Annotated in this window: 21 protein-coding genes and 2 pseudogenes; 15 read left to right on the forward strand and 8 right to left on the reverse strand. The window is 70.6% G+C overall.

Translation table 11 applies throughout. The features are described from left to right. Positions 1-83: 83 nt before the first annotated feature. The 8 genes from QF037_RS30965 (at position 84) to QF037_RS31000 (ending at position 7,030) form a co-directional block, all read left to right on the forward strand. Positions 84-1,142, forward strand: coding sequence for a PhoH family protein (locus QF037_RS30965; RefSeq protein WP_307030813.1), 1,059 nt, complete (start codon positions 84-86; stop codon positions 1,140-1,142). 13 nt (positions 1,143-1,155) lie between these two features. Beyond that, positions 1,156-1,653, forward strand: a complete 498-nt coding sequence (gene ybeY, locus QF037_RS30970) for an rRNA maturation RNase YbeY (protein WP_046262733.1) — start codon at positions 1,156-1,158, stop codon at positions 1,651-1,653. Beyond that, a complete protein-coding gene (locus tag QF037_RS30975) occupies positions 1,650-2,948 on the forward strand; it encodes a hemolysin family protein (RefSeq protein ID WP_307030815.1) in 1,299 nt (432 codons plus the stop codon). The genes ybeY and QF037_RS30975 overlap by 4 nt, the downstream gene beginning before the upstream one ends. Beyond that, positions 2,945-3,304 (forward strand): MmcQ/YjbR family DNA-binding protein, encoded by a 360-nt coding sequence (locus QF037_RS30980; protein ID WP_307030817.1) that lies wholly within the window; start codon positions 2,945-2,947, stop codon positions 3,302-3,304. The genes QF037_RS30975 and QF037_RS30980 overlap by 4 nt, the downstream gene beginning before the upstream one ends. 23 nt (positions 3,305-3,327) lie before the next feature. Beyond that, positions 3,328-3,681, forward strand: coding sequence for a cytidine deaminase (locus tag QF037_RS30985; protein ID WP_307030819.1), 354 nt, complete (start codon positions 3,328-3,330; stop codon positions 3,679-3,681). 270 nt (positions 3,682-3,951) lie between these two features. Further along, the gene (locus tag QF037_RS30990; protein WP_307030821.1) at positions 3,952-4,425 is read left to right on the forward strand and encodes a hypothetical protein; all 474 of its coding nucleotides are present in this window, start codon (positions 3,952-3,954) and stop codon (positions 4,423-4,425) included. A gap of 187 nt (positions 4,426-4,612) precedes the next feature. Next, positions 4,613-5,944, forward strand: a complete 1,332-nt coding sequence (locus QF037_RS30995; RefSeq protein ID WP_307030823.1) for a beta-xylosidase — start codon at positions 4,613-4,615, stop codon at positions 5,942-5,944. Positions 5,945-5,998: 54 nt separating this feature from the next. Continuing rightward, positions 5,999-7,030: a WxL protein peptidoglycan domain-containing protein gene (locus tag QF037_RS31000; RefSeq protein WP_307030824.1), complete on the forward strand. Its 1,032-nt coding sequence runs from the start codon at positions 5,999-6,001 to the stop codon at positions 7,028-7,030. 41 nt (positions 7,031-7,071) lie between these two features. Here QF037_RS31000 and QF037_RS31005 read toward each other — a convergent pair whose 3' ends face one another. Together QF037_RS31005 and QF037_RS31010 are read right to left on the reverse strand one after the other, a co-directional pair. Beyond that, positions 7,072-7,410: a P-II family nitrogen regulator gene (locus QF037_RS31005; RefSeq protein WP_307030826.1), complete on the reverse strand. Its 339-nt coding sequence runs from the start codon at positions 7,408-7,410 to the stop codon at positions 7,072-7,074. Beyond that, positions 7,407-8,659 (reverse strand): annotated as a pseudogene (locus tag QF037_RS31010) (ammonium transporter). Before QF037_RS31010 ends, QF037_RS31005 begins: the two are co-directional and overlap by 4 nt. 164 nt (positions 8,660-8,823) lie before the next feature. Here QF037_RS31010 and era point away from each other — a divergent pair. Then, entirely contained in the window at positions 8,824-9,786 is a 963-nt protein-coding gene (gene era, locus QF037_RS31015; RefSeq protein WP_307030828.1) for a GTPase Era, read from the forward strand. Here era and QF037_RS31020 read toward each other — a convergent pair. Continuing rightward, a complete protein-coding gene (locus QF037_RS31020) occupies positions 9,783-10,634 on the reverse strand; it encodes a helix-turn-helix transcriptional regulator (protein WP_307030830.1) in 852 nt (283 codons plus the stop codon). The two genes, era and QF037_RS31020, sit on opposite strands and share 4 nt — an antisense overlap. A 119-nt stretch (positions 10,635-10,753) precedes the next feature. On the opposite strand from QF037_RS31020, the gene QF037_RS31025 reads away from it, so the two are divergent. Further along, entirely contained in the window at positions 10,754-11,605 is an 852-nt protein-coding gene (locus tag QF037_RS31025) for an NAD-dependent epimerase/dehydratase family protein (protein WP_307030832.1), read from the forward strand. Between the two features lie 31 nt (positions 11,606-11,636). Here the strand turns inward: QF037_RS31025 and QF037_RS31030 are convergent. The 4 genes and pseudogenes from QF037_RS31030 to QF037_RS31045 all read right to left on the reverse strand — a co-directional run. After that, a pseudogene (locus QF037_RS31030) lies at positions 11,637-12,858 on the reverse strand (MFS transporter); the annotation flags it as partial. Positions 12,859-12,902: 44 nt separating this feature from the next. Then, positions 12,903-14,261, reverse strand: a complete 1,359-nt coding sequence (locus QF037_RS31035; RefSeq protein WP_307030834.1) for a GH1 family beta-glucosidase — start codon at positions 14,259-14,261, stop codon at positions 12,903-12,905. Between the two features lie 60 nt (positions 14,262-14,321). Next, a complete protein-coding gene (locus QF037_RS31040) occupies positions 14,322-14,588 on the reverse strand; it encodes a protealysin inhibitor emfourin (protein WP_307030835.1) in 267 nt (88 codons plus the stop codon). Between the two features lie 21 nt (positions 14,589-14,609). Continuing rightward, positions 14,610-15,680, reverse strand: coding sequence for a M4 family metallopeptidase (locus tag QF037_RS31045; RefSeq protein ID WP_307030837.1), 1,071 nt, complete (start codon positions 15,678-15,680; stop codon positions 14,610-14,612). 319 nt (positions 15,681-15,999) lie between these two features. Between QF037_RS31045 and leuA the strand changes: the two genes are divergently transcribed. The 5 genes from leuA (at position 16,000) to QF037_RS31070 (ending at position 22,937) form a co-directional block, all read left to right on the forward strand. Then, positions 16,000-17,721 (forward strand): 2-isopropylmalate synthase, encoded by a 1,722-nt coding sequence (gene leuA / locus QF037_RS31050; protein WP_307030839.1) that lies wholly within the window; start codon positions 16,000-16,002, stop codon positions 17,719-17,721. A 259-nt stretch (positions 17,722-17,980) separates the two neighbouring features. Continuing rightward, positions 17,981-18,676 carry a TerB family tellurite resistance protein gene (locus QF037_RS31055; RefSeq protein WP_307030840.1) on the forward strand — a complete coding sequence of 232 codons (696 nt, stop codon included), beginning with the start codon at positions 17,981-17,983 and terminating at the stop codon, positions 18,674-18,676. Between the two features lie 175 nt (positions 18,677-18,851). Further along, positions 18,852-20,975, forward strand: coding sequence for an MMPL family transporter (locus QF037_RS31060; protein WP_307030842.1), 2,124 nt, complete (start codon positions 18,852-18,854; stop codon positions 20,973-20,975). A 73-nt stretch (positions 20,976-21,048) separates the two neighbouring features. Continuing rightward, positions 21,049-22,260 carry a sensor histidine kinase gene (locus QF037_RS31065; RefSeq protein ID WP_373463840.1) on the forward strand — a complete coding sequence of 404 codons (1,212 nt, stop codon included), beginning with the start codon at positions 21,049-21,051 and terminating at the stop codon, positions 22,258-22,260. After that, the gene (locus QF037_RS31070) at positions 22,257-22,937 is read left to right on the forward strand and encodes a response regulator transcription factor (RefSeq protein ID WP_307030846.1); all 681 of its coding nucleotides are present in this window, start codon (positions 22,257-22,259) and stop codon (positions 22,935-22,937) included. Before QF037_RS31065 ends, QF037_RS31070 begins: the two co-directional genes overlap by 4 nt. Before the next feature lie 15 nt (positions 22,938-22,952). On the opposite strand, the gene QF037_RS31075 is transcribed toward QF037_RS31070, so the two are convergent. Continuing rightward, positions 22,953-23,888 (reverse strand): dihydrodipicolinate synthase family protein, encoded by a 936-nt coding sequence (locus tag QF037_RS31075; protein WP_307030848.1) that lies wholly within the window; start codon positions 23,886-23,888, stop codon positions 22,953-22,955. Between the last annotated feature and the right edge of the window lie 35 nt (positions 23,889-23,923).

The raw sequence follows: 23,923 nt of genomic DNA on the forward strand, positions 1-23,923 counted from the left end.
GGCGTACCCTTGAAATCGCCAGGCCGCCCATGTGGCGGGCGAGTCTTTTCGAGGAGGACGAGCAAGGCCTACAGAGCCGGCCCATGACTCAGACACCCACAGCTCACACACCCGCGCAGGGGCAGGCGAGAGCAGAGTTCACCGTCCCCGCCCAGCACCCCATGGTGACCGTGCTGGGGTCCGGCGACTCCCTCCTGCGCGTGATCGAGAAGGCATTCCCGGCGGCCGACATCCATGTCCGGGGCAATGAGGTCAGCGCGGTCGGCGCCCCCGCCGAAGTCGCCCTCATCCAGCGCTTGTTCGACGAGATGATGCTGGTGCTCCGCACCGGACAGCCGATGACGGAGGACGCAGTGGAACGCTCTATCGCGATGCTCAGAGCGAGTGAGAACGGCGAGGGAGACGGCCCGGAGACCCCGGCCGAGGTCCTCACCCAGAACATCCTCTCCTCGCGCGGCCGGACGATCCGCCCCAAGACCCTGAACCAGAAGCGGTACGTCGACGCGATCGACAAGCACACGATCGTCTTCGGTATCGGCCCCGCCGGCACCGGCAAGACCTACCTCGCCATGGCCAAGGCGGTGCAGGCCCTGCAGTCCAAGCAGGTCAACCGCATCATCCTGACCCGGCCCGCGGTCGAGGCGGGCGAGCGGCTCGGCTTCCTCCCCGGCACGCTCTACGAGAAGATCGACCCCTACCTGCGCCCGCTGTACGACGCGCTGCACGACATGCTGGACCCGGACTCGATCCCGAGGCTCATGGCCGCGGGGACCATCGAGGTCGCGCCGCTGGCCTACATGCGCGGCCGTACGCTCAACGACGCCTTCATCATCCTGGACGAGGCCCAGAACACCTCACCCGAGCAGATGAAGATGTTCCTCACCCGTCTCGGCTTCGAGTCGAAGATCGTGATCACGGGTGACGTGACCCAGGTCGACCTGCCCAACGGCACCAAGTCGGGTCTGCGTCAGGTCCAGGACATCCTGGAGGGCCTCGACGACGTCCACTTCTCCCGCCTGTCGTCCCAGGACGTCGTACGGCACAAGCTGGTCGGCCGTATCGTCGACGCGTACGAGAAGTACGACAGCCAGAACGGTACGGAGAACGGCACCCACAAGGGCGGCCGTAACAAGCGGAAGTAGACGACCCAGCACCATGTCGATCGACGTCAACAACGAGTCCGGAACCGAGGTCGACGAGCAGGCGATCCTCGACATCGCCCGCTACGCACTCGCGCGGATGCGCATCCACCCGCTCTCCGAGCTCTCGGTGATCGTCGTGGACGCCGACGCCATGGAGCAGTTGCACATCCAGTGGATGGACCTGCCGGGGCCGACGGACGTCATGTCCTTCCCGATGGACGAGCTCCGTCCGCCGTCGAAGGACGACGACGAGCCCCCGCAGGGCCTCCTCGGCGACATCGTGCTGTGCCCCGAGGTCGCCAAGAAGCAGGGCGAGGAAGCCGAGACGCAGCACTCCATGGACGAGGAGCTCCAGCTCCTCACCGTCCACGGGGTGCTGCACCTGCTCGGCTACGACCACGAGGAGCCGGACGAGAAGGCCGAGATGTTCGGTCTTCAGGCCGCCATCGTGGACGGCTGGCGCGCGGAGAAGGGCCACACCGGCCCGTCCCCGGCCCCGACCGTGTCATGAGCCTTCCCCTCGTCTCCGGTGCGATCGCCCTGGTCGTCGTCGCGTGGCTCGCCGCCTGTGCGGAGGCGGGCATCGCGCGCATGTCCAGCTTCCGTGCCGAGGAGGCCGTACGCTCCGGCCGCCGCGGCAGCGCCAAGCTCGCCCAGGTCGCCGCGGACCCGACCCGCTATCTGAACGTGGCGCTGCTGGTCCGGGTCGCTTGCGAGATGGCGGCGGCCGCCCTGGTCACGTACGCCTGCCTCCAGGAGTTCGGCGGCACGACCGAGGCCCTGCTGGTCGCCATCGGCGTCATGGTCCTGGTGTCGTACGTCGCCGTCGGTGTCTCCCCGCGCACCATCGGCCGGCAGCACCCGCTGAACACGTCCACGGCGGCGGCGTACGTCCTGCTGCCGCTCGCCCGGGTCATGGGCCCGATCCCGAGCCTGCTGATCCTCATCGGCAACGCGCTCACCCCCGGCAAGGGCTTCCGGCGCGGTCCCTTCGCCTCCGAGGCGGAGCTGCGTGCGCTGGTCGACCTCGCGGAGGCGGAGTCGCTGATCGAGGATGACGAGCGCCGGATGGTGCACTCGGTCTTCGAGCTCGGCGACACGCTCGTGCGGGAGGTGATGGTGCCGCGGACCGATCTCGTGGTGATCGAGCGGTACAAGACGATCCGTCAGGCACTCACCCTCGCGCTGCGGTCCGGTTTCTCGCGGATACCGGTCAGCGGTGAGAGCGAGGACGACATCGTCGGGATCGTGTATCTGAAGGACCTGGCCCGCAAGACGCACATCAGCCGGGACGCGGAGAGCGAGCTGGTGTCGACCGCCATGCGGCCCGCCGCCTTTGTGCCCGACACCAAGAACGCCGGTGACCTGCTCCGTGAGATGCAGCGGGACCGCAACCACGTCGCCGTCGTCATCGACGAGTACGGCGGCACGGCCGGCATCGTCACGATCGAGGACATCCTCGAGGAGATCGTCGGCGAGATCACCGACGAGTACGACCGTGAACTCCCGCCGGTGGAGGAGCTGGGCGAGGACCGCTACCGGGTCACCGCGCGCCTCGACATCACCGATCTAGGGGAGCTGTACGACCTCGACGAGTACGACGACGAGGACGTGGAGACCGTCGGCGGGCTGCTGGCGAAGGCGCTCGGACGGGTGCCGATCGCCGGGGCGTCCTCCGTGGTGGAGCTGCCGGACGGGCGGGCGCTGCGATTGACGGCGGAAGCGGCGGCCGGGCGGCGGAACAAGATCGTGACCGTGCTGGTGGAGCCGGTGGAGCCGCCGAAGGAGGAGGACGAGCCGGAGTGACCCCACAGGAGCTGCGTACCTTCTGTCTGTCCTTCAACGCGACCGAGGAGGACTTCCCCTTCGCGCCGGAGATCTCGGTCTTCAAGGTGCTGGGCAAGATGTTCGCGCTGAGCTGGATCGACGCCAGCCCTCTGAAGGTCAACCTCAAGTGCGATCCGGAGGACGCGATCCGGCTCCGTGGCGAGTACGAGGGGTTGATCGCGCCCGGGTACCACATGAACAAGCGGCACTGGAACACGGTGCGGGTCGACGGGGAGCTGCCGGACCGGCTGGTGCGGGAGCTCATCGAGGACTCGTACGACCTGGTGGTGGCCGGGCTGCCGCGTGCGGAGCGGCTCCGCCTGGACCGGGGCTGATCCGTGATGTTTATGCTCGCTCCATGACTGACAGCAGCGCGCTTGACCCCGAGGACCGCAAGATCGTCACCCTGGCCCGTTCCGCGCGGGCGCGTAACGGTGTGCCCGAGGGGGCGGCTGTGCGGGACGAGACGGGGCGCACGTATGTGGCGGGGACGGTGGGGCTCGACTCGTTGCGGTTGAGTGCGTTGCGGACCGCGGTGGCGATGGCTGTGGCGTCCGGGGCGAAGTCGTTGGAGGCGGCGGCGGTGGTGACGGATGCGGAGTCGGTGCCTGCGGAGGATCTGGCCGCGGTGCGGGATCTGGGTGGGGCGGGCACGCCGGTGCTGGTGGCTGGGGTGGACGGGGTTGTGCGGCTGACTGTGTCGGCGGGCTGAGGCCCAGAGGGTTTTCGCCCCCGCCGCCCCTACCCAGGCTGAAAGACCCGCCGGGCTGAGAGGTCGCGGTGTCGGCTGGAATTGAACCTTGCCGTTTTCAGTCTCTCGCGCATCAATGGAATCTGTAGTTCCGACGGTCCGTCAGATCTGGATCCCGCCACCCCCCACGCGGAGCGTTCCGCACCACGCGCCGCAGGCGGGCCGTTCGGGTGTTCTCCCAATCCATCCCCACATGGCAATTTCCCTGTATGGGAAGGGAGTCGGAACCCCATGAGAGGCAAACGATTCGGTACGGGTGCGGCACTGGCCGTCGGGGCCCTCGCGGTCACCGGGCTGGCGTTCGCGCCCACCGCCGTGGCCGTGACCCCGGACACGGCCACGATCACCGCCGACTGCGGAACCTTCGGCAGTGGCGAGGCAACGCTCACCGCCACCCAGGACGGTACGTCCGCAACCATCACCGTCACCTCCGCGATCACCGCGCCGATCGCGCTGGCCGAGGACTCCATCACCTCCACCCTCACCCTGGTGAACGCGAGTGGCGGCACCGCCACCTTCAGCGGCACGGAGAACCCCGCGCTCGCCGCCGGTGACGCCGTCACCGTCGGTCCGCTCAATGGCACCGTGGCCTCGGGCGACAGCCTGGAGGCGTACGGCGGCTCGCTGCAGATCGTCGTCCTCGGGATCACCGTCACCTGCACGGCGACCGGGCCCCAGTCGCCCGGACCGTTCGTGTTCGACTGAGAATCTGCAACCGAACCGGCCCAACCTGCTTGTCTGGAGCGTCAGTTCACCTCGCGACACGGTGAACTGACGCTCCATCAGTTCACCGGCTCGTATCCATTGACTTCTCACGCAATCCACACATCAATGCCCCCTGTCGGCGCAGAAGAGCCGCCGCGCCCGCATCCCTCAGAGGGGGCAACCAGACATGAGATCCCAAGCGCCCAGACCCAGAAGTCGAAGACGCCGTCTCGCCGCGCTGCTCGGCGCCACCGCCCTCGCGGTCACCACGGGCGGCGCGCTGGCCGGTCCGGCCCAGGCCGCCGACAACGTCGACTTCGCCACCCGCTGCGTCCCGCCCGCCATCTCGGGACTCCCGCCGATCGAGGGCACCACCACCGCGATCATCACGGTCAGCGACACCACCCCCTACGTCGGCGACACCGTCGACGTGACGTACACGGTGGTCAAGCCGGCCGCGAGCAACCCCACCGCCATCGACCTGCCGGCCGACATCATGACGCCGTCCGGCAAGGCCGTCCTGAGCGGGGCGCAGAGCGGGAACGTCACGGTCGCCGGACCCAAGAAGAACAATCCGGTACCGGGCAACGCCGCGTTCCCGTCGTTCAGCATGACCGGCAGCTTCACGGTCACCGCCACGGGCGCCATCACGCTCTCGCCCGGCGACTACAACATCCACACCAGCTATCTGCTGGAGCTGGACACCCCCTGCACCGTCATCACCCCGCCCGCCCCGGGCTCCGTGACCCTCACGGCGAGCGATGCCCCCGGGCCCAACACCCGTGCCATCGCGCTGGGTTCGAACTCCGGTAACCCCGGCGCCGGTGTCACCGTCACCGGCAGCCACTTCACCCCGGGCGCCACCGTCACCCTCGCCGGACGCGCCGGTTCCAGCCAGACCGGGGACACGGCGACCGTGACGGCGGACGCGAGCGGTGCCATCAGCGGCTCGCTGGTCGTCAACGACAAGACCACGACCGGCATCGTGGCCTACGAAGGGAGCAGCTGGGACTCCGCACTGGGGGCCGGACCGGTCGCCTACACCGTCATCGACGACACACCCGTCCCGGACAACGCCCAGAAACTCACCACCACGGTGCGCGGCGGAGTCCTGTCCATGACCCAGGCCGGGGACACCGTCTCACTGTCGGCGGTCGAGTACGGCGCGGGCGGCGCCTCCACCGGTGACCTCAACGCCGTGACCGTCAAGGACTTCCGCGGCGGTACCGCGGGCTGGTCCCTGACCGGCAAGGTCACCGACTTCACCGGACCCGGTGTCACCATCGGTGCCGACCAGCTGAACTGGACCCCCGCCTGCGACACCAAGGCGGGCAGCCCCAGCACCTGCCAGGCCGGTTCGGCGGGCAAGGTCGGCTCGTCCGGGGCGACCCTCGCGTCGGCGCCCGCCGACACGACGACCGGCGGCGAGTTCACCGCCAACGCCGAACTCTCCCTGAACGTACCGGCGTTCACGCCTCCGGGCTCGTACTCCGGCGTTCTCACCCTCACGCTCAGCTGACCGTACGGGCGTCCGCACCCGCCCGTCCACCTCGTCCCGTGGGGGTCCGCACCCATGCGCAAGCTGTACGTCCTGCTCCTGAGCCTGCTGCTCACCGCCCTCGCCACGCCCTCGCACGCCGCCGACAACGGGAGCTGGTCCGTCTACCCCGTGTCCGGGTCGGTGGCCGAGCGGCCGTACTTCTACCTCTTCGCCGATCCCGGGCAGACCATCGAGGACAAGGTGGTCGTCGTCAACAAGACGGCCGAGCCCATGACGTTCCGGCTGTACTCCGCCGACGCCTACAACACCGCGCGCGACGGCGGATTCGCCGTACGCACCGTGAAAGAGAAGATGCGCGGCGTCGGTGTGTGGGCGAAGCCCGCGAAGTCCCGGATCAAGGTCCCCGGGCACGGCAAGGTCACCGTCCCCTTCACGCTGAAGGTGCCCGACGGCGCCGAACCCGGTGACCACCCCGGCGCGATCGTGGCACTCGACGAGCGCGTCGACCGCGGGGACGGTTCCGTCGCGCTCGGGGTGCAGCGGGCCGTCGCCGCCCGCCTCTACCTCCGGGTCGGCGGGCCCACCCTGCCCGCGATCTCCGTCGAGGACGTCCGCGTCGCCCACCACCAGCCGCTCGTGCCCGGCTTCGGCGACAGCGCGGCGACGGTCTCGTACACCCTCCACAACACCGGCAATCTCACCCTGAACCCGAAGGTGGAGCTGCGGGCGACGGGCCTCTTCGGCCGTACGCTGCTCGCCCGCGACCTGACGAGGATCCCCTCCGAGCTGCTGCCCGGCCAGCGGGTACGGCTGAGCGAGCCGTGGAAGGGCGCGCCGCAGCTGGACTGGGGTGAGGTGACACTGACGGCGAGCGCTGAGGACACCCGCGAGTCGGCGGGTGCCTCCTTCTTCGCGCTGCCGTGGCTGGTGGCGGTGGTGCTGCTGGTGGTCGTGGCCGTGGGCGTCGTCCTGCTGATCAGGGCGCGACGGGCACGGGCCGGGTCCCGGCGCCCACGGCGCGGCGCGGGCGGTCCCGCCGCGGGGGAGCCGCGGGCGGTTCGGCGGGAGCCGGCCGCCGTGTCGTCACGAGCTCCGCGACGGTGATGAGGGCGAACGCGTACCGCTCGCCCTCGTGACGCACCGGCTCAGAGCGCGTCCGGACCGCGCTCGCCCGTCCGCACCCGTACGACGGTCTCGACCGGCAGGGCCCACACCTTGCCGTCGCCGATCTTGCCGGTGCGCGCGGCCTTCACGATCGCGTCGATCACGGCCTCGGAGTCGGCGTTGTCGACGACGACCTCGATACGGACCTTGGGTACCAGGTCGACCTGGTACTCGGCGCCGCGGTACACCTCGGTGTGGCCGCGCTGACGGCCGTAGCCACTGGCCTCGGTCACGGTCAGCCCGTGCACGCCGAGCTCCTGGAGCGCCGTCTTGACCTCGTCGAGGCGGTACGGCTTGACGATCGCGGTGATGAGCTTCATGCCTGGGGCTTGACCTTCTGAGCGGAGGGAACGACGGAGGCGCTGACCGGGGCACCGTGGCCCAGGACGCCGTGATCGTATGCCGTCTCGGCGTGCACCGTAAGGTCGAGACCGGTGTGCTCCTGCTCCTCGCCCGCCCGCAGGCCCAGCGTCCTGTCGATCAGCCTGGCGATGCCGTACGTCACCACGAAGGCGTACGTCCCCACGGCGACCACGGCCACCAGCTGTTTGCCGAGCTGGGCGAGGCCGCCGCCGTAGAGGAGGCCCTCGGTGCCGCCGGTCATCGACTCGACGGCGAAGACGCCGATGAGAAGGGTGCCGATGACGCCGCCGACCAGGTGGACGCCGACGACGTCGAGGGAGTCGTCGTAGTTCAGCCTGAACTTCCAGCCCACGGCGTACGAGCAGACGACACCGGCCGCCAGGCCGATGACCAGCGCGCCGAGCAGGGAGACCGAGCCGCAGGACGGGGTGATCGCGACGAGACCGGCGACCGCGCCGGAGGCCGAGCCCAGGGTGGTGGGGTGCCCGTCGCGCTTCTGCTCCACGAACAGCCAGCCCAGCAGGCCCGTGCAGCCCGCCGCGAGGGTGTTGAGGAAGGCGGCCGCGGCCAGTCCGTTGGCGCCCAGTGCCGAGCCGGCATCGCGTCCTTCTTGAAGCCGAGACGCGGGCCCAGGACCAGGCACAGCGCCAGACCGGAGGCACCCGAGGTGATCTCGACGGGGAGACCGCCCGCGAAGTCGAGGGCGCCGAGCCTGTCCAGGATCCAGCCGCCAGGGCCCCAGACCCAGTGGGCGACGGGAACGTATACGAGCAGCGTCCACACCGGGACGAAGACCAGCCACGCGCCGAACTTCGCACGGTCCGCGATCGCGCCGCTGATCAGCGCGGCCGTGATGATCGCGAAGGTCAGCTGGAAGGTGGCGAAGAGGAGGGTGGGGACGGTGCCCTGGACGCTGTCGGGGCCGAGGCCGGCCATGCCGGCGTGGTCGAGGCCGCCGACGAGTCCGCCGCCGATGTCGTCACCGAAGACGAGGGAGTAGCCCGCGGCCAGCCATACGACGGTCACCAGGGCGATCGACACGAAGCTCATCATCAGCATGTTGAGGACGCTCTTCGTGCGGACCATGCCGCCGTAGAACAGGGCGAGGCCCGGGGTCATCAGCAGGACGAGGGCGGTGGCGGCGAGCAGCCAGGCGGTGTCGCCGGTGTCGATACGCCCGGCGGCAAGGGGGGCGGCGAGAGTCACGGGGTCTCCATCGAGGTGGGGGCTCGTCAGAGGGTCACCGGCGTGCGTTACCGGATGTGTACCGGCGTGTTTCCGTCACGTTTCGTTGCGTACGGGTTACCGGGACCTCACCGTCGGGGACGGGTGCGGCCGGTTGTACGGCGGGGCTCCGGGGATCAGGGAGAATGGGCGCCATGAGCGTTCGCAGTCAGTCATCCGAGCAGTCCGCCGAGTCCGGCCACCGTGCGGGCTTCGCCTGCTTCGTGGGCCGTCCCAACGCGGGCAAGTCCACCCTCACGAACGCTCTGGTCGGCCAGAAGGTGGCGATCACCGCGGACCAGCCGCAGACCACGCGGCACACCGTCCGGGGGATCGTGCACCGCCCGGACGCGCAGCTGATCCTGGTGGACACGCCTGGGCTGCACAAGCCGCGCACGCTGCTGGGCCAGCGCTTGAACGACATCGTGCGGACGACGTGGGCCGAGGTCGACGTGATCGGGTTCTGCCTTCCCGCGAACGAGAAGCTCGGTCCCGGTGACCGCTTCATCGCGAAGGAGCTGGCGTCGATCAAGAAGACGCCGAAGATCGCGATCGTCACCAAGACGGACCTGGTGGACTCCAAGACGCTGGCCGAGCAGCTGATCGCCATCGACCAGCTCGGCAAGGAGCTCGGCTTCGAGTGGGCCGAGATCGTTCCCGTCTCGGCGGTGGCGGACCAGCAGGTGGATCTGCTGGCCGACCTGATCGTGCCGCTGCTGCCGGAGGGGCCGGCGCTCTACCCCGAGGGTGACCTCACGGACGAGCCCGAGCAGGTCATGATCGCGGAGTTGATCCGCGAGGCGGCGCTCGAGGGTGTCCGCGACGAGCTTCCGCACTCCATCGCGGTCGTGGTGGAGGAGATGCTGCCCCGCGAGGACCGCCCCGCCGACAAGCCCCTCCTCGACATCCACGCCTTCGTCTACATCGAGCGCCCCAGCCAGAAGGGCATCATCATCGGCCCCAAGGGCAAGCGCCTGAAGGAGGTCGGCATCAAGTCCCGCAAGCAGATCGAAGCGCTGCTGGGGACGCCGGTCTTCCTCGACCTCCACGTGAAGGTGGCGAAGGACTGGCAACGGGATCCCCGGCAGCTGCGGAAGCTGGGGTTCTAAGGGGTTACTCCCCGAGGGGACAGGTCCTGCAAGCCCACCACCCGCAGCAGCTGCAACCGCTCGTGGGACTCCGTGCCGGGGCGGGCTGTGTGGATGACGAGCAGGTGGTGGTCCTGGTCGAGGAGGATCTCGCAGTCCAGTTCCAGGAGGCCCACCGAGGGGTGCAGGAAGCGTTTCGTCGTCTGGCGGCGTACCGCGACCTCGTGGGTGTCCCACAGGCGGGCGAACTCCTCGCTGGATGAGCGGAGTTCGGCCACCAGCCGCGCCGGTTCCGGGTCGTCGGGGCGGGCTGCCGCCACCGCTCGCAGGTTCGCCACGTGGGCGCGGGCGTGGTCGGGCACGTCCTCCGCGGGGAACAGCTCCCGTGCCGCCGGGTCCAGGAAGAAGCGGCGCAGCAGGTTGCGCTCCCGGGGCGGGCGGGCGCACACGTCCCCGCCCAGAGCCCTCGCCATCGCGTTCTGCGCCAGCACCTCGCCGGTGTCGCTCACGACCTGCGCCGGGGTGTCGTGCAGACGGTCCAGAACCAGCAGCAGACCCGGGCGTACATGCGCCGACGTGCCTCCGCGACGCGGCGGCTCCTCGCCCGTCAGATGGAACAGGTGGTCTCGTTCGTCGTCCGTCAGGCGCAGCGCGCGGGCCAGCGCGGTCAGCATCTGGCGGGACGGACGCGGGCCCCGGGCCTGTTCCAGGCGTGTGTAGTAATCCACCGACATGCCCGCCAGTGACGCCACTTCCTCCCGGCGCAGCCCTGGTGTGCGGCGGCGGGCCCCGGGGGGCAGGCCCACGTCGGAGGGTTCCAGGCGGGCGCGGCCACGGCGCAGGAAGTCGGCGAGCTCGGATCGGTTCACCTCTCCAGGCTGCGGCAGTCCGTCCGGCTTATCCAGGGTCTGCCGATCCCCCGATCGGCAGGTCTCTCCCGCTTCCCGTGGCACCGCCCGAGGCTGGGTCGGGACGAGAGGAGCAGGACATGCTGACGTTGGTGACGGGGACGACAGGACAGGTCGGCCGGCGGTTCGTGCCCAGGCTGCTGGCGCAGGCCCGGCCGGGGAGGGTGCGGGTGCTGGTGAGGGACGCGGAACGGGCGGAGCCGTTCGCGGGGTCGGGCGCCGAGGTCGTGGTCGGGGACCTGCGGGACGACGGGGTGCTCGGCAAGGCGGTCGCCGGGGTGGACGCGGTCGTCAATATCGCGGCCTCCTTCCGCGGGGTCCCGGACGACGAGGCCTGGGCCGTCAACCGGGACGTCGCCGTCGCACTGGGCCGTGCCGCGCTCGCCGCCGGCGTACAGCGCTTCGTGCAGGTCAGCACCGGGCTCGTGTACGGACTCGGACGCGGCCGTCCGCTGACCGAGGAGGACGAGATCCGGCCCGGTGGCGAGATGTGGGGCGCCTACACCGAGTCGAAGGCGGCGGCCGAACGGGAACTGCTCGCCCTGGAAGGACTGGACGTGCGGGTCGGCCGGCTCGTCTTCGTCTACGGCGAGGGCGATCCGCACCTGGCCCAGTCCCTGATGTGGGCCCGGAACTGGGCGTCGGCCCAGCGGTTGCAGATGGTCCATCACGCGGATGTCGCCCAGGGGCTGCTGCGTCTCCTGTACGCGCCGGGGGTCGCCGGCCGGATCTACAACATCTCCGACGACGCCCCCGTCACGGCACTCGAACTGCACGAGCTCAACGGCGTCGAGGTCCCCGCCGAACTCCACGACCGCACGGATCCCGACCCGTGGCTCGGGATCACCTCCACCGAGCGCATCCGCCGGGAGCTCGGCTTCCGCCCGCTGTACCCCAGCGTCTGGTCGGCCCGGGACGCCGGCGCCCTCTGACCGGCCCTGGTTCAGCGCCGGTCCACTCCTGGTCCACCCCTTTGATCCGCCCCACCAGCACCGCCCCCGCCAGCCCGACCAGCGCGGCCACCAGATACAGCACCCGGTATCCGCCCAGGTACGTCACGATCGGTGCGGCGAGGGCGGGGGCGGCGACCTGGGGCAGGGAGTTGGCCACGTTGATGACGCCGAGGTCCTTGCCGCGGTCCCCCGCCTTCGGGAGCACGTCCGTCATCAGCGCGAAGTCGACCGACATGAACACCCCGAGGCCCACGCCCAGCAACGCCGCCACGACGATCGCGCTCGGCCAGGTCTGCCACACGGACAGCAGGGCCGTGGCCGCCGCCATCAGCACCCCGGACCACCGCACATACGGCTTGCGGCGGCCCGACCGGTCCGACCGGACGCCGCCCACCACGACCGTGGCCAGCAGCCTCACGCTGTTCACCGCGGTCAGGATCAGCACGCCCCGCTCGGGGTCGTCGTGGTGGAGGCGGTCGCGCAGGTAGTAGAGGAGGTAGAGGATGACCAGCGCGTTGCTGAGGTTGATCAGGAAGCGGGTCAGCCAGGCCCAGCCGAAGTCCGGGTAGCGGCGCGGACTCAGCCAGAACCCGCGGAAGAAGGTCTTCGCGGACCACGCCGGGCGGTCCGCCACCGGCAGCCGCAGATCCTCGTACCGGAGCACGTACGGCAGTACGCCCGCCAGCGTGAAGGCCGCACAGGCCGCGTACCCCGCGGCGGTCCCGCCGGCCGCCGTCGCCAGCCCCGTACCGGCGACCGCCCCGAGAATCTGCGCCGCCCCCAGCCAGCCGCCCACCGCACCCCGCTGCAACCGGGGCACCCGGTCCGGCACCGCCGCGGTCACCGCCGCGAAGGCCGCGTTGAGGGTCAGCTGGACCAGGCACCAGCCGAGCATCATCAGCCACAGCCCGCCCGCCCCCGCGAGCAGCAGCAGCGACAGCGCGCGGCCCGCCGCACGGCCACGATCCTCCCCCACTCTCGACTTCGCTCGAGCGGGGGGACCCCCACGTACGGCGGCCCCGGTGGCTCGTGGTGCGGTCCGACATTGCGCCGAAGAACGGGTTGGCGGTCAGTGACACCACCGCGCCCACACCGGTCACCCACGCCAGCAGCGACTCCTTCGACATCCCGGCGCCGGGCGCGAAGTCCTCCGCCTGCCGGGCCAGCAGGATCTGGAGCGGGCCGTACCAGCCCACCCAGATCGCCACGTTGGCCAGCGAGAGCGCCGTCATCCAGCCCCGGCCGACCCGGTCGGCCGGCTCGGTGAGGGCCGTGGTCACCTCTGGGCCCGGAGCAGCTCCTGGTACCAGCCGTACGAGTCCTTGGGCGTCCGCTCCTGGGTGTCGAGGTTCACGTGCACGAGCCCGAACTGCTGGGCGTAACCCTCGGCCCACTCGAAGTTGTCCATCAACGACCACACGAAGTAGCCGCGTACGTCCACACCAGCCTCGACCGCCCGGTGCAGTGCGCGGAGATGACCGTCCAGGTAGTCGATCCTGGCCCGGTCGTGGATCCCCTCGTACGAGCAGCCGTTCTCGGTGATGACGACGGGCGGGAGGCGGTCGCCGTAGCGCTCACGGAAGCCGGTGAGGAGTTCCGTCAGCGCCTCGGGCACCACCGGCCAGCCGAAGTCGGTCACCGGGACGTCCTCGATCTCCCGCACGGAGAAGGGGAGTTCCGCCGGGATCGTCAGGCCACCGAACTCGATGTCCGCACCCTGCGGGGCGCCCACCCTGGTCGGCGCGTAGAAGTTGACGCCGTAGAAGTCCAGCGGCTCCCCGATGACCTTCAGGTCGGCCGCCACGTCACCCGGCATCAACTCGCCCAGCCCCGCGGGGTATTCGCCCAGCAGGACCGGGTCCGCGAACAGCCGGTTCAGCAGGACGTCGTAGAAGTCCGCCGCCTCCACGTCGGCGGCCTCCTGGGACGCCGGCCATGTCGGCCCGTGCGAGTTGGCGATACCGATGTCGGTGGCACCGGCCGCGCGCAGGGCCTGGACGCCCAGTCCGTGGGCCAGCAGCAGATGGTGGGCGACCGGCAGCGCGTCGAACATCAGCCGCTTGCCGGGCGCGTGGGCGCCCAACGCGTGCCCGAACAGGGTGTGTTCGGCGGGCTCGTTGATGGTGATCCACTTCTTGACACGGTCACCGAGCCGCTCGGCGACGACCGAGACGTACTCCGCGTACCGCGCCGCGGTGTCCCGCTCCAGCCAGCCGCCCCCCGCGGCGGAGCCGCTGTCGGACACAGTCTGGAAGGCCACCGGCAGGTCCCAGTGGAAGAGGGTCGGCACCGGTCGTACGCCCGCGGCGCACAGCTCGTCGACGAGCCGGTCGTAGAAGTCCAGGCCGCCCTCGGCGCGCACCCGCGGCCAGGAGATGGAGAAGCGGTACGCGTCCACGCCGAGGCCGGACAGGAGCGCCACGTCCTCGCGGTAGCGGTGGTAGTGGTCGACGGCCACCGCCGCCGTCGAGCCGTCCTTCACCCGTCCCGGCTCGGCCGTGAAGGCGTCCCACACCGAGGGCTCGCGCAGCTCCGCCGCGCCCTCGATCTGATGGGCCGAGGTCGAGACACCCCACAGGAAGCCGGCCGGGAACTGGGGTATCGGGTGCTCTTGATTCGCCATGCGCCGGATCATCCGTACCGCTGGTAACGGAAGTCAACGGGCAGGCGTGAAGAAGGGGTTACGCACCTCCCGTCAGGCCCCTTCTTTCAGGACCCATGAGATCAGCTCGCGCTGCTCCTCGGTCAGCCGTGGGTCGGCGGCGTACACCGTTGTGCCGTCCACGGTGATCTCGTAGGCGAAACCGTCGGGCACCCCGATGGGCGGCGTGCCCCGGCCGGAGGCGAGCGCCTTCTCGGCCAGGGCGTGCCACTCGTGGGCGTCGGGCCGGCCCGAGGTGTCCACCTCGGCATGACGCTCGATGCCCGCGAATCCACCGGTACGTCTCACTCGAATACGCATGGGACCGTGTCTAGTACGGAACTACGCCGTGCGCACCCCGACCTGCTCCCACGCCTTCAGAACGGCCTGAAGCTCCTCGCCGTCCTTGTAGCGGTCCTTGGCCGCCTCGACCGTCAGGGCGGCGAAGTCCGTGAAGAGGGCGTCCTTCTTCAGCCGACCGCCGGTCAGGACGTCGTACCAGATCTGTCCGGCCCGCTCCCAGGCGTGGCCGCCGAGGGTGGTGGCGGCGAGGTAGAAGGCGTGGTTGGGGATGCCGGAGTTGATGTGGACGCCGCCGTTGTCGCGGCCGGTGCGGACGAAGTCGTCCATGGTCGCGGGCTGCGGGTCCTTGCCAAGGACGTCGTCGTCGTACGCCGTGCCCGGGGCCTTCATGGAACGCAGGGCGGAGCCGGTGACGCGCGGGGCGAGCAGGCCCGCGCCGATGAGCCAGTCGGCCTCGGCGGCGGTCTGCCCGAGGGTGTGCTGCTTGATGAGGGAGCCGAAGACGTCGGACATCGACTCGTTGAGGGCGCCGGGCTGGCCGAAGTAGGTGAGGTTGGCCGTGTACTGCGTGACGCCGTGGGTGAGTTCGTGGCCGATGACGTCGATCGGGATGGTGAAGTCGAGGAAGATCTCGCCGTCGCCGTCGCCGAACACCATCTGCTCGCCGTTCCAGAAGGCGTTGTTGTAGTTCTCCTCGTAGTGGACGGTGGCGTCCAGCGGGAGGCCGCCTCCGTCGATGGAGTCGCGTCGGTACGCCGCCAGGAACAGCTCGAAGGTGGCTCCGAGACCGGCGTAGGCGCGGTTGACCGTGGCGTCCTTGCCGGGCTCCGAGCCCTCGGTGCGGACCTTCTTGCCGGGCAGGTCGGTGCGGTGCCGGGCGTCGTAGACGGTGCGGTGCGGCTTGCCGGGCTCGGCGCCGGGCGGCGCGGCGACGGAGGGGGCGCCGACGACCGTGGTCAGCCGGCGGTGGGTGCGCTCGAAGGCGTCGCGTTCCAGGGTCCTGCGGGCGGGATCGGCGAGCGCGGGGTCCTCGGCCTGGGCGAGCTTGTCGAGGACATGTGGTGGTACGACGGTGCAGAAGACGGGCTCAGAGCCCCCGTGGGTCGTCATGCCCGGCACCATTGCACTGTGTTACGCCGCTGTCACTACTCGCAACCATGATTGGTGAAATGTGCGGACAAGGAGCCCGGGTCGCCGTCACCGAGTGGTATGGCGCACGTTTTGTCCCGTTGGTCCCCCGGGTCCCGCATACTGATACGGCGCCCCGCACGGACCGCGGCTCGGATAACATGCTTCGCATCATGCGTTTCGGGCTGCTTCTTCTTAGCTGCCGCGGCGAGGGCCTGTAGTCCAGGTCGACTCCCTCCCCGCGGAGCTTGGCGTTGCGTCGTCGGCCGTCCTTCCGGACATCCTGAGGAGCCCCCGCATCATGGCGAACCGCCAGCAGCCCAGTGCCATGCCGATCCACAAGTACGGCCAGTACGACCAGGTCGACATCGCGGACCGCACCTGGCCGAACAACCGGATCACCGTCGCCCCCCGCTGGCTCTCCACGGACCTGCGCGACGGCAACCAGGCCCTGATCGACCCGATGTCGCCCGAGCGCAAGCGCCGGATGTTCGACCAGCTGGTCAAGATGGGCTACAAGGAGATCGAGGTCGGCTTCCCGGCCTCGGGGCAGACCGACTTCGACTTCGTGCGCTCCATCGTCGAGGAGCCGGGCGCGATCCCCGACGACGTCACCATCTCCGTACTGACCCAGGCCCGCGAGGACCTGATCGAGCGCACGGTGGAGTCCCTGAAGGGCGCCAAGCGCGCCACCGTGCACCTGTACAACGCCACCGCTCCCGTCTTCCGCCGCGTGGTCTTCCGCGGCTCCAAGGACGACATCAAGCAGATCGCCGTCGACGGCACCCGCCTGGTGATGGAGTACGCCGAGAAGCTGCTGGGCCCCGAGACCGAGTTCGGCTACCAGTACAGCCCGGAGATCTTCACCGACACCGAACTGGACTTCGCGCTGGAGGTCTGCGAGGCGGTGATGGACGTCTACCAGCCGGGTCCGGGCCGCGAGATCATCCTCAACCTGCCCGCCACGGTGGAGCGTTCGACTCCGTCCACGCACGCGGACCGCTTCGAGTGGATGAGCCGCAACATCTCCCGCCGCGAGCACGTCGTCATCTCCGTCCACCCGCACAACGACCGCGGCACCGCCGTCGCCGCCGCCGAGCTGGCCCTGATGGCCGGCGCCGACCGCGTCGAGGGCTGCCTGTTCGGGCAGGGCGAGCGCACCGGCAACGTCGACCTGGTCACCCTGGGCATGAACCTGTTCTCCCAGGGCGTCGACCCGCAGATCGACTTCTCCGACATCGACGAGATCCGTCGTACGTGGGAGTACTGCAACCAGATGGAGGTCCACCCGCGCCACCCGTACGTGGGCGACCTGGTCTACACGTCCTTCTCCGGCTCCCACCAGGACGCCATCAAGAAGGGCTTCGACGCCATGGAGGCCGACGCGGCCGCGAAGGGCGTCACCGTCGACGACATCGAGTGGGCGGTCCCGTACCTGCCGATCGACCCGAAGGACGTCGGCCGCTCCTATGAGGCGGTCATCCGGGTCAACTCGCAGTCCGGCAAGGGCGGTATCGCGTACGTCCTGAAGAACGACCACAAGCTGGACCTGCCGCGCCGGATGCAGATCGAGTTCTCCAAGCTGATCCAGGCCAAGACGGACGCCGAGGGCGGCGAGGTCACCGGCGGCGACATCTGGGCGACCTTCCGGGACGAGTACCTGCCGAACCCCGAGAACCCGTGGGGCCGCGTCCAGGTCAAGAACAACCAGTCGACGACCGACACGGACGGCGTGGACACGCTGAAGGTGGAGGCCACGGTCGACGGCCAGGACACCGTCCTGACGGGCTCCGGCAACGGTCCGATCTCGGCCTTCTTCGACGCCCTGCAGTCCATCGGCATCGACGTACGGCTGCTGGACTACCAGGAGCACACGATGAGCGAGGGGGCCTCCGCGCAGGCCGCCTCCTACATCGAATGCGCGATCGACGGCAAGGTTCTGTGGGGGATCGGCATCGATGCGAACACGACACGTGCGTCGCTGAAGGCGGTCGTCTCGGCCGTCAATCGGGCGGCTCGCTGACGGTTCACTGCCGCGACAGGGGGTGCCTCGATCGGTCGTGGATCGGCTGCGGGCGCGTCGTGGCTGGTCGCGCAGTTCCCCGCGCCCCTGAGGTGTGCCCCGCTCGCCGTTTCTCGGTGAGTGGGGCACCTCTGTTTTCGGCCAACGAGCTGTGCAGGTCACGGAGAGGTCTCGTCAGGGGTGCTGACTCCGGGTGCGTGATGTGGCTAACATCACGCCAGCACGGCGATGTTGCCGTGCCGTTACGCGGAGGTGCGACGTGCTGCCAGGACGGGGACGAAACGGCCAGGCCGTCAGGGCTGCGCGCCTGCTGGGCACCCGCACCGCGTGGACGCCCGTGGGCGACGGGGAGTTCTTCTGCCCCGGCTGCGGCGGCGACCGCAACTACCAGCGGCTGACCGGCAGGCGCCGCTTCACTCTCCTCGGCATGCCCGTGCTGCCGCGCGGCGAGACCGGACCGGTCGTGGAGTGCGCCGCCTGCAAGCGCCACTTCGGCACCGACGTCCTCGACCACCCGACCACCACCCGCTTCTCCGCGATGCTCCGCGACGCCGTCCACACCGTCGCCCTCGCGGTGCTCGCCGCGGGCGGCACCTGCTCCCGTACGGCGCTGGAGGCCGCCGCCTGCACGGTCCGTGCCGCCGGCTTCGACGACTGTACGGAGGACCAGCTCGGGGCGCTGGTCGAGGCGCTGGCCGCGGACACCGGACGGGTCTTCGGCGAGCCCTGCGGGGCAGGCCTGGCCATAGAGCTCCACGAGGCTCTGGACCCGCTGGCCCCGCACCTCGCCCCTGCCGGCCGCGAGTCGATCCTCCTCCAGGGCGCACGGATCGCCCTGGTCGACGGGCCCTACACCCCAGCGGAGCGGGACGCCCTCGCGACGGTCGGCGCCGCGCTCACCATCTGTGCGGACGATGTGACGCGGCTGCTGGCGGCGGCGCGCACCCCGTCGTAGCAGGCGGGCGGTGCCGCCGCAGTCGTACCACCGCCGTTACTCCCCGGGGAGTAACGGCACCTGAAGGACGCCCTGCGCAGTAACCCCCAACTCGCCCTGCCGCCCGACGAATCGGCCCCCGGCCGCCGGGAGTCTGGAACCGAACCAGACATCCGACCGAGGGGAGGCCCGACTCATGGGGGCCGCAACGACAACCATCCGGGGACGCCGTGCCGTGCCCTGGCTCGTGCTGGGGCTGTGGATCGCCGTGCTGGCGCTCACCTCGCCGTTCGCGTCGAAGCTCGCGGACGTGCAGCGCGACCGGGCCGTCGACTATCTGCCGGCGAGCGCCGACTCCACCCAGGTCGCCAAGATCCAGGACCGGTTGCCGGGCGGCGAGACGACCCAGATGGTCGTCGTCTACCACCGCGACGGCGGACTGACCGCGGCGGACAAGGCGACGGCCGCCGACCAGATCGGCGAGATCGCGAGCGCGCACCGGCTCGCCGCGCGGCCGGAGGGCGTCCCGTCCAAGGACGGCACCACCCTGATGTACCCGGTGGCCAGCACCGAGCCCGGCACGGACGAGGAGAAGCGCGACCAACTCGTCGGCGACGTACGGGACATCGCCCAGGGTGAGGACGGGCTGAGCGTCGACGTCGGCGGCGAGGGCGCGCTCGCGACGGACGCCAGCGAGGTCTACAACTCGCTCGACGGGCCCCTGCTCTACACCACCGCCGCCGTCGTGGCGCTGCTGCTGATCCTCATCTACCGCAGCCCGTTCCTGTGGCTGGTGCCGCTCGCCGTCGCGGGCATCGCCGACTATCTGTCCATGGGGGTCGCCTACGGGCTGAACCAGGGGTTCGGGACGTCGGTCTCCGGCCAGAGCTCCGGCATCATGACGATCCTCGTGTTCGGCGCGGGCACCGACTACGCCCTGCTGCTCGTCTCCCGGTACCGCGAGGAGCTGCGGCGCGTCGAGCGGCCCTACGACGCGATGGCCGCCGCGCTGAAGGGCTGCGGACCGGCGGTGCTGGCCTCCTCCGGGACGGTCGCCGCGGGCCTGTTCTGCCTCCTCGCCGCCGATCTCAACTCCAGCCGCGGCATGGGCCCGTTGGGTACGGTCGGCATCCTGTGCGCGCTGGCCGCCATGATGACCCTGCTGCCCGCGATCCTCGTCCTGCTCGGCCGTCGCGTCTTCTGGCCGCTGGTGCCCCGCTACGGCAGCACGCCCAAGGCCCGCCGGTCGCTGTTCGCGGCGATGGGCAGCTCCGCCGGACGCAGGCCGCTGACGGTCCTCGCGGGCGGCGCGGTGCTGCTCGGCGCGTTGGCGCTCGGGGCGCTGAACCTCCCCGGCAGCCTCAAGCAGGAGGACTCCTTCACCAGCAAGCCCGAGGCGGTCGCCGCCCTGGAGACCCTGGGGAAGGCCTATCCGGAGCGCGGCACCCAGCCGATCTCCGTCATCGCCCCCACCGACCGCGCCGACGCCGCCCTGGCCGAGGCCCGGGACACCCCGGGCGTCGACAGCGCGACGCGCGGCCGCAGCGGATGGGGGTCCCCCCGCTCGAGCGAAGCCGAGAGTGGGGGAGGCTGGACGGAGCTCTCCGTCATCGCCGGCTCCGCACCCCAGTCGGCGGGGGAGACCGCCACCATCAAGGAGCTGCGCGACCGCCTCGACGGCTCCTACGTCGGCGGACCCAGCGCCGAGCAGCTCGACATGAAGGACACCAACGCCCGGGACCGGCTGGTCGTCGTACCGCTCGTCCTCGCCTCCGTGCTGCTGATCCTGATCGCCCTGCTGCGGTCGGTCGTCGCGCCGCTGATCCTGGTGGCGGCCGTGGTCGCGGTGTGGGGCGCGGCGCTCGGCATCGGCGGACTGGTCTTCGGCCCGGTCTTCGGCTTCGAGGGCACGGACCCGGGGCTCGGCCTGCTGTCCTTCGTGTTCCTGGTCGCGCTGGGCGTCGACTACGGCATCTTCCTGATGCACCGCATGCGCGAGGAGTCCCTGAAGGGCACCGAACCGGCGCAGGCCGCGCTGATCGCGCTGCGCACGACCGGCGGGGTCATCGCCTCGGCGGGCCTGGTCCTGGCGGCGACGTTCGCGGTGCTGACCAGCATGCCGATGGTGCAGCTGGTGGAGCTGGGCTTCGTCATCGCGGTCGGCGTGCTGCTGGACACCTTCCTGGTCCGCACGTACCTGGTCACCAGCGCGAGCGTGGCGCTGCGGCGCAAGGTGTGGTGGCCGGGCGCGCTGTCGAAGCAACCGGCAGTGGGCGGCGACTCGCCCGAGCCGGTCGCGGAGCCCGCGGGGATGCGCTGAACCGCACGCGCACAGCCGGCCGGACCTCCGGGCTCACTCCCCGGGGGTCCGGCCCCGGGCCGGATCCGCGAGGATGGAGCACGTGGTGACCACCAAGGAGCAACTCGCCCGCCCCGGCAGGCGACTCGTCCGGCCCGCCCGGCGCGACTGGCTGTTCGCGGTAGGGGTCGGGCTGGCGTCGGTGCCGCTGGCGTTCGTGGCGCAGGGCTCCGGCGCGCACACCCCGGACGTCGTCGGCTGGACGCTGTTCGGCCTCTCGGCGCTGACGCTCGCCTGGCGGCGGCACTATCCGATGGGCACGCTCGTCGCGCTCATCGTCGTCGAGGGCACCTACCACTCCCTGGACAACGCCCACTCCGGGCTGATCGCGGTGACGATGGTCGCCATCTACGCCCTCGCGGTGGCCGGACCGAGGCGCCGGACCCTGATCGTGGTGCCGAGCCTGGTCGGCCTGAGCGTGATCATGCTCCTCCTGATCAATCCGGAACGGGGTGTGGAGCTGCTGCGCATCTCCGGCTGGATCCTGGCGACCGCCATCACCGGTGAAGCGGTCCGCGTCCACCGCAACTATGTCGGAGCCATCCTCGAACGCGCCGAACGTGCCGAACGCACCCGCGAGGAGGAGGCCCGGCGCAGGGTGGCGGAGGAACGTCTGCGGATCGCCCGGGACCTGCACGACCTGCTCGCCCACAGCATCACCCTCATCGGCGTGCAGACCTCGGTGGCCGCGCACGTGCTGGCCACGGACCCGGAACGCCTCGACCGCGAGACGGTCGCCAAGGCGTTGGAGGACATCGCGCAGACGTGCCGTTCGGCGCGCGGAGAGCTGCGCACGACACTGGAGGTGCTGCGCGAACAGGGCGCCGCCGGGGACGTCCGCGGCCCGCTGCCCGGCCTCGACGGCCTGTCCGACCTTGTGGAGACGGCCCGGCAGACGGGGGCGCGGGTCGAGCGGACGGTACGGGTTCGCGAGGCGTCCCCCGCCGTCGGCGCGGCGGCCTACCGCATCGTCCAGGAGGCCCTGACGAACGCGGTCCGGCACGCGGGACCCGAACCGGCGATCTCCGTCGAGCTCTACGAGGACCAGGGCGCCCTCAGGCTGTCGGTGACCGACGACGGCACGGGCCCGGTGGCCGGTTCCGAAGGCGCCGGCTTCGGGCTCGTCGGCATGCGGGAGAGGGCCCGCAGCGTGGGTGGCACACTCGACGCCGGGCCGCGGCCGGAGGGCGGGTTCGCGGTGACGGCCGTACTGCCGTTGACGACTGCGCTGGAGAGGGCCGTATGACGATTCGTGTACTGCTTGCCGACGACCAGACCCTCGTACGGGCCGCGTTCGCGATGCTCGTCGAGTCGGCACGGGACATGGAGGTGGTGGGGGAGGCGGCGACCGGCCGGGAGGCGGTGGACCTGGCGCGACGGACACGGCCCGACCTCGTCGTCATGGACATCCGGATGCCCGACCTCGACGGCATCGAGGCGACCCGGCTGATCGCGGCGGACGAGGAACTGGCCGGGGTGAAGGTGCTGGTCCTGACGACGTACGACACCGACGAGTACATCATCGAGGCGTTGCGTGCGGGCGCCTCGGGGTTCCTGGTGAAGGACACCAGACCGGCGGAGCTGCTGGACGCGATCCGTACGGTGACGGCGGGGGAGTCGCTGTTGTCACCGGGCCCGACGGCCCGCCTGATCGCCCGGCTGCTGAGCCAGACACCGGCGTCGGCACCGGCGCTCTCGAGTGGGCCGGAGTGCTTGTCGGAACGGGAGCGTGAGGTGCTCGTGCTGGTCGGGCGGGGACTCAACAACGCCGAGATCGCCGAGGCGTTGGGCTTGAGTCCGCTGACCGCGAAGACCCATGTCAGCCGGATCATGGGGAAGCTGGGGGCGCGTGACCGGGCGCAGTTGGTGATCGTGGCGTACGAGTCGGGGATGGTCACGCCGGGGAGTGTGCGCGAGGGCTAGCCTCCCGGCGACCCCTCACAGCAACCCCGCCCCCGACAGGAACTTCCCCACCCCCTCGATCTCCCTCTCCGACAACGGAACCTGAGGCTCGGCCGTCACCGGGCACTCGATGACCCCCCGCAGATACAGGGCCGCCTTGAACGCCCCCAACGCCGCCGAACTCGCGCCCATCCGCGCCGGATCCCCCGCCTTCACCATCCCGAACAGCGCACACAGCCGCTCCTGCTCCACCCGGGCCCGCTCCCAGTCGCCCACCCTGCACAGCCGGTCCAGCCGCACATAACCCTCCGGGTCGACGTTCGCGAGCCCCGGTACCGCCCCGTCCGCCCCCGCCGCCAGTGCCGCGTCCACGAGCAGCTCGGAGCCCGTCAGCACGCTGAAGCCGTTGATGTCACCCCGGGTCCTGGCCCCGACGACGACCTCGCGGAACGCCCCCAGGTCCCCGCTGGAGTCCTTGAGACCCGCCAGCACCCCCTCGGCCGCGAGCGACAGCACCAACTCCGCGGGGAGCTTGGTGTGGACGGCACCGGGGAGGTCGTAGGCCAGCACGGGCACCGGGCTCGCGGCGGCCACCAGTCGGTAGTGGCGGGCGATCTCCGCGGGGTGCGTACTCGTGTAGAACGGCGAGATCACGACCACCGCGTCGGCCCCCGCCGCCGCCACGGAAGCCACGTGGTCCAGGACCCGCGGCGTCGTCAGGTCGATCGCGCCCGCCAGCACCGGGAGTTGGCCACCCACATGGCCCGTCACCGTCTCCACCACCAACCGGCGCTGCGCGTCCGTCAGATACGCCGCCTCCGACGACGTACCGAGCACGAACAGCCCGTGCACCCCGCTCCGCACCAGATGGTCGACCAGACGGAGCAGCGACGGGACGTCCACCTCGCGTGACGGTGTCAGGGGGGTGCAGACGGGCGGGACGACACCGGTCAGCGGGGCGGGGATCGTCATCAGGGCTCCCTGTCTTCGTGGTTCTCGGGTACAGG

Source organism: Streptomyces canus, from assembly GCF_030815415.1.
GTDB lineage: Bacteria > Actinomycetota > Actinomycetes > Streptomycetales > Streptomycetaceae > Streptomyces > Streptomyces canus_F.

What these genes read in the sequence shown, in the direction of transcription:
- QF037_RS30965 (WP_307030813.1), top strand. Translation starts at nt 84, where the DNA reads ATGACTCAGACACCCACAGCTCACACACCCGCGCAGGGGCAGGCGAGA.
- ybeY (WP_046262733.1), top strand. Translation starts at nt 1,156, where the DNA reads ATGTCGATCGACGTCAACAACGAGTCCGGAACCGAGGTCGACGAGCAG.
- QF037_RS30975 (WP_307030815.1), top strand. Translation starts at nt 1,650, where the DNA reads ATGAGCCTTCCCCTCGTCTCCGGTGCGATCGCCCTGGTCGTCGTCGCG.
- QF037_RS30985 (WP_307030819.1), top strand. Translation starts at nt 3,328, where the DNA reads ATGACTGACAGCAGCGCGCTTGACCCCGAGGACCGCAAGATCGTCACC.
- QF037_RS30990 (WP_307030821.1), top strand. Translation starts at nt 3,952, where the DNA reads ATGAGAGGCAAACGATTCGGTACGGGTGCGGCACTGGCCGTCGGGGCC.
- QF037_RS30995 (WP_307030823.1), top strand. Translation starts at nt 4,613, where the DNA reads ATGAGATCCCAAGCGCCCAGACCCAGAAGTCGAAGACGCCGTCTCGCC.
- QF037_RS31000 (WP_307030824.1), top strand. Translation starts at nt 5,999, where the DNA reads ATGCGCAAGCTGTACGTCCTGCTCCTGAGCCTGCTGCTCACCGCCCTC.
- QF037_RS31005 (WP_307030826.1), bottom strand. Translation starts at nt 7,410, where the DNA reads ATGAAGCTCATCACCGCGATCGTCAAGCCGTACCGCCTCGACGAGGTC.
- era (WP_307030828.1), top strand. Translation starts at nt 8,824, where the DNA reads ATGGGCGCCATGAGCGTTCGCAGTCAGTCATCCGAGCAGTCCGCCGAG.
- QF037_RS31025 (WP_307030832.1), top strand. Translation starts at nt 10,754, where the DNA reads ATGCTGACGTTGGTGACGGGGACGACAGGACAGGTCGGCCGGCGGTTC.
- QF037_RS31035 (WP_307030834.1), bottom strand. Translation starts at nt 14,261, where the DNA reads ATGATCCGGCGCATGGCGAATCAAGAGCACCCGATACCCCAGTTCCCG.
- QF037_RS31040 (WP_307030835.1), bottom strand. Translation starts at nt 14,588, where the DNA reads ATGCGTATTCGAGTGAGACGTACCGGTGGATTCGCGGGCATCGAGCGT.
- QF037_RS31045 (WP_307030837.1), bottom strand. Translation starts at nt 15,680, where the DNA reads ATGACGACCCACGGGGGCTCTGAGCCCGTCTTCTGCACCGTCGTACCA.
- leuA (WP_307030839.1), top strand. Translation starts at nt 16,000, where the DNA reads ATGGCGAACCGCCAGCAGCCCAGTGCCATGCCGATCCACAAGTACGGC.
- QF037_RS31060 (WP_307030842.1), top strand. Translation starts at nt 18,852, where the DNA reads ATGGGGGCCGCAACGACAACCATCCGGGGACGCCGTGCCGTGCCCTGG.
- QF037_RS31065 (WP_373463840.1), top strand. Translation starts at nt 21,049, where the DNA reads ATGGAGCACGTGGTGACCACCAAGGAGCAACTCGCCCGCCCCGGCAGG.
- QF037_RS31070 (WP_307030846.1), top strand. Translation starts at nt 22,257, where the DNA reads ATGACGATTCGTGTACTGCTTGCCGACGACCAGACCCTCGTACGGGCC.
- QF037_RS31075 (WP_307030848.1), bottom strand. Translation starts at nt 23,888, where the DNA reads ATGACGATCCCCGCCCCGCTGACCGGTGTCGTCCCGCCCGTCTGCACC.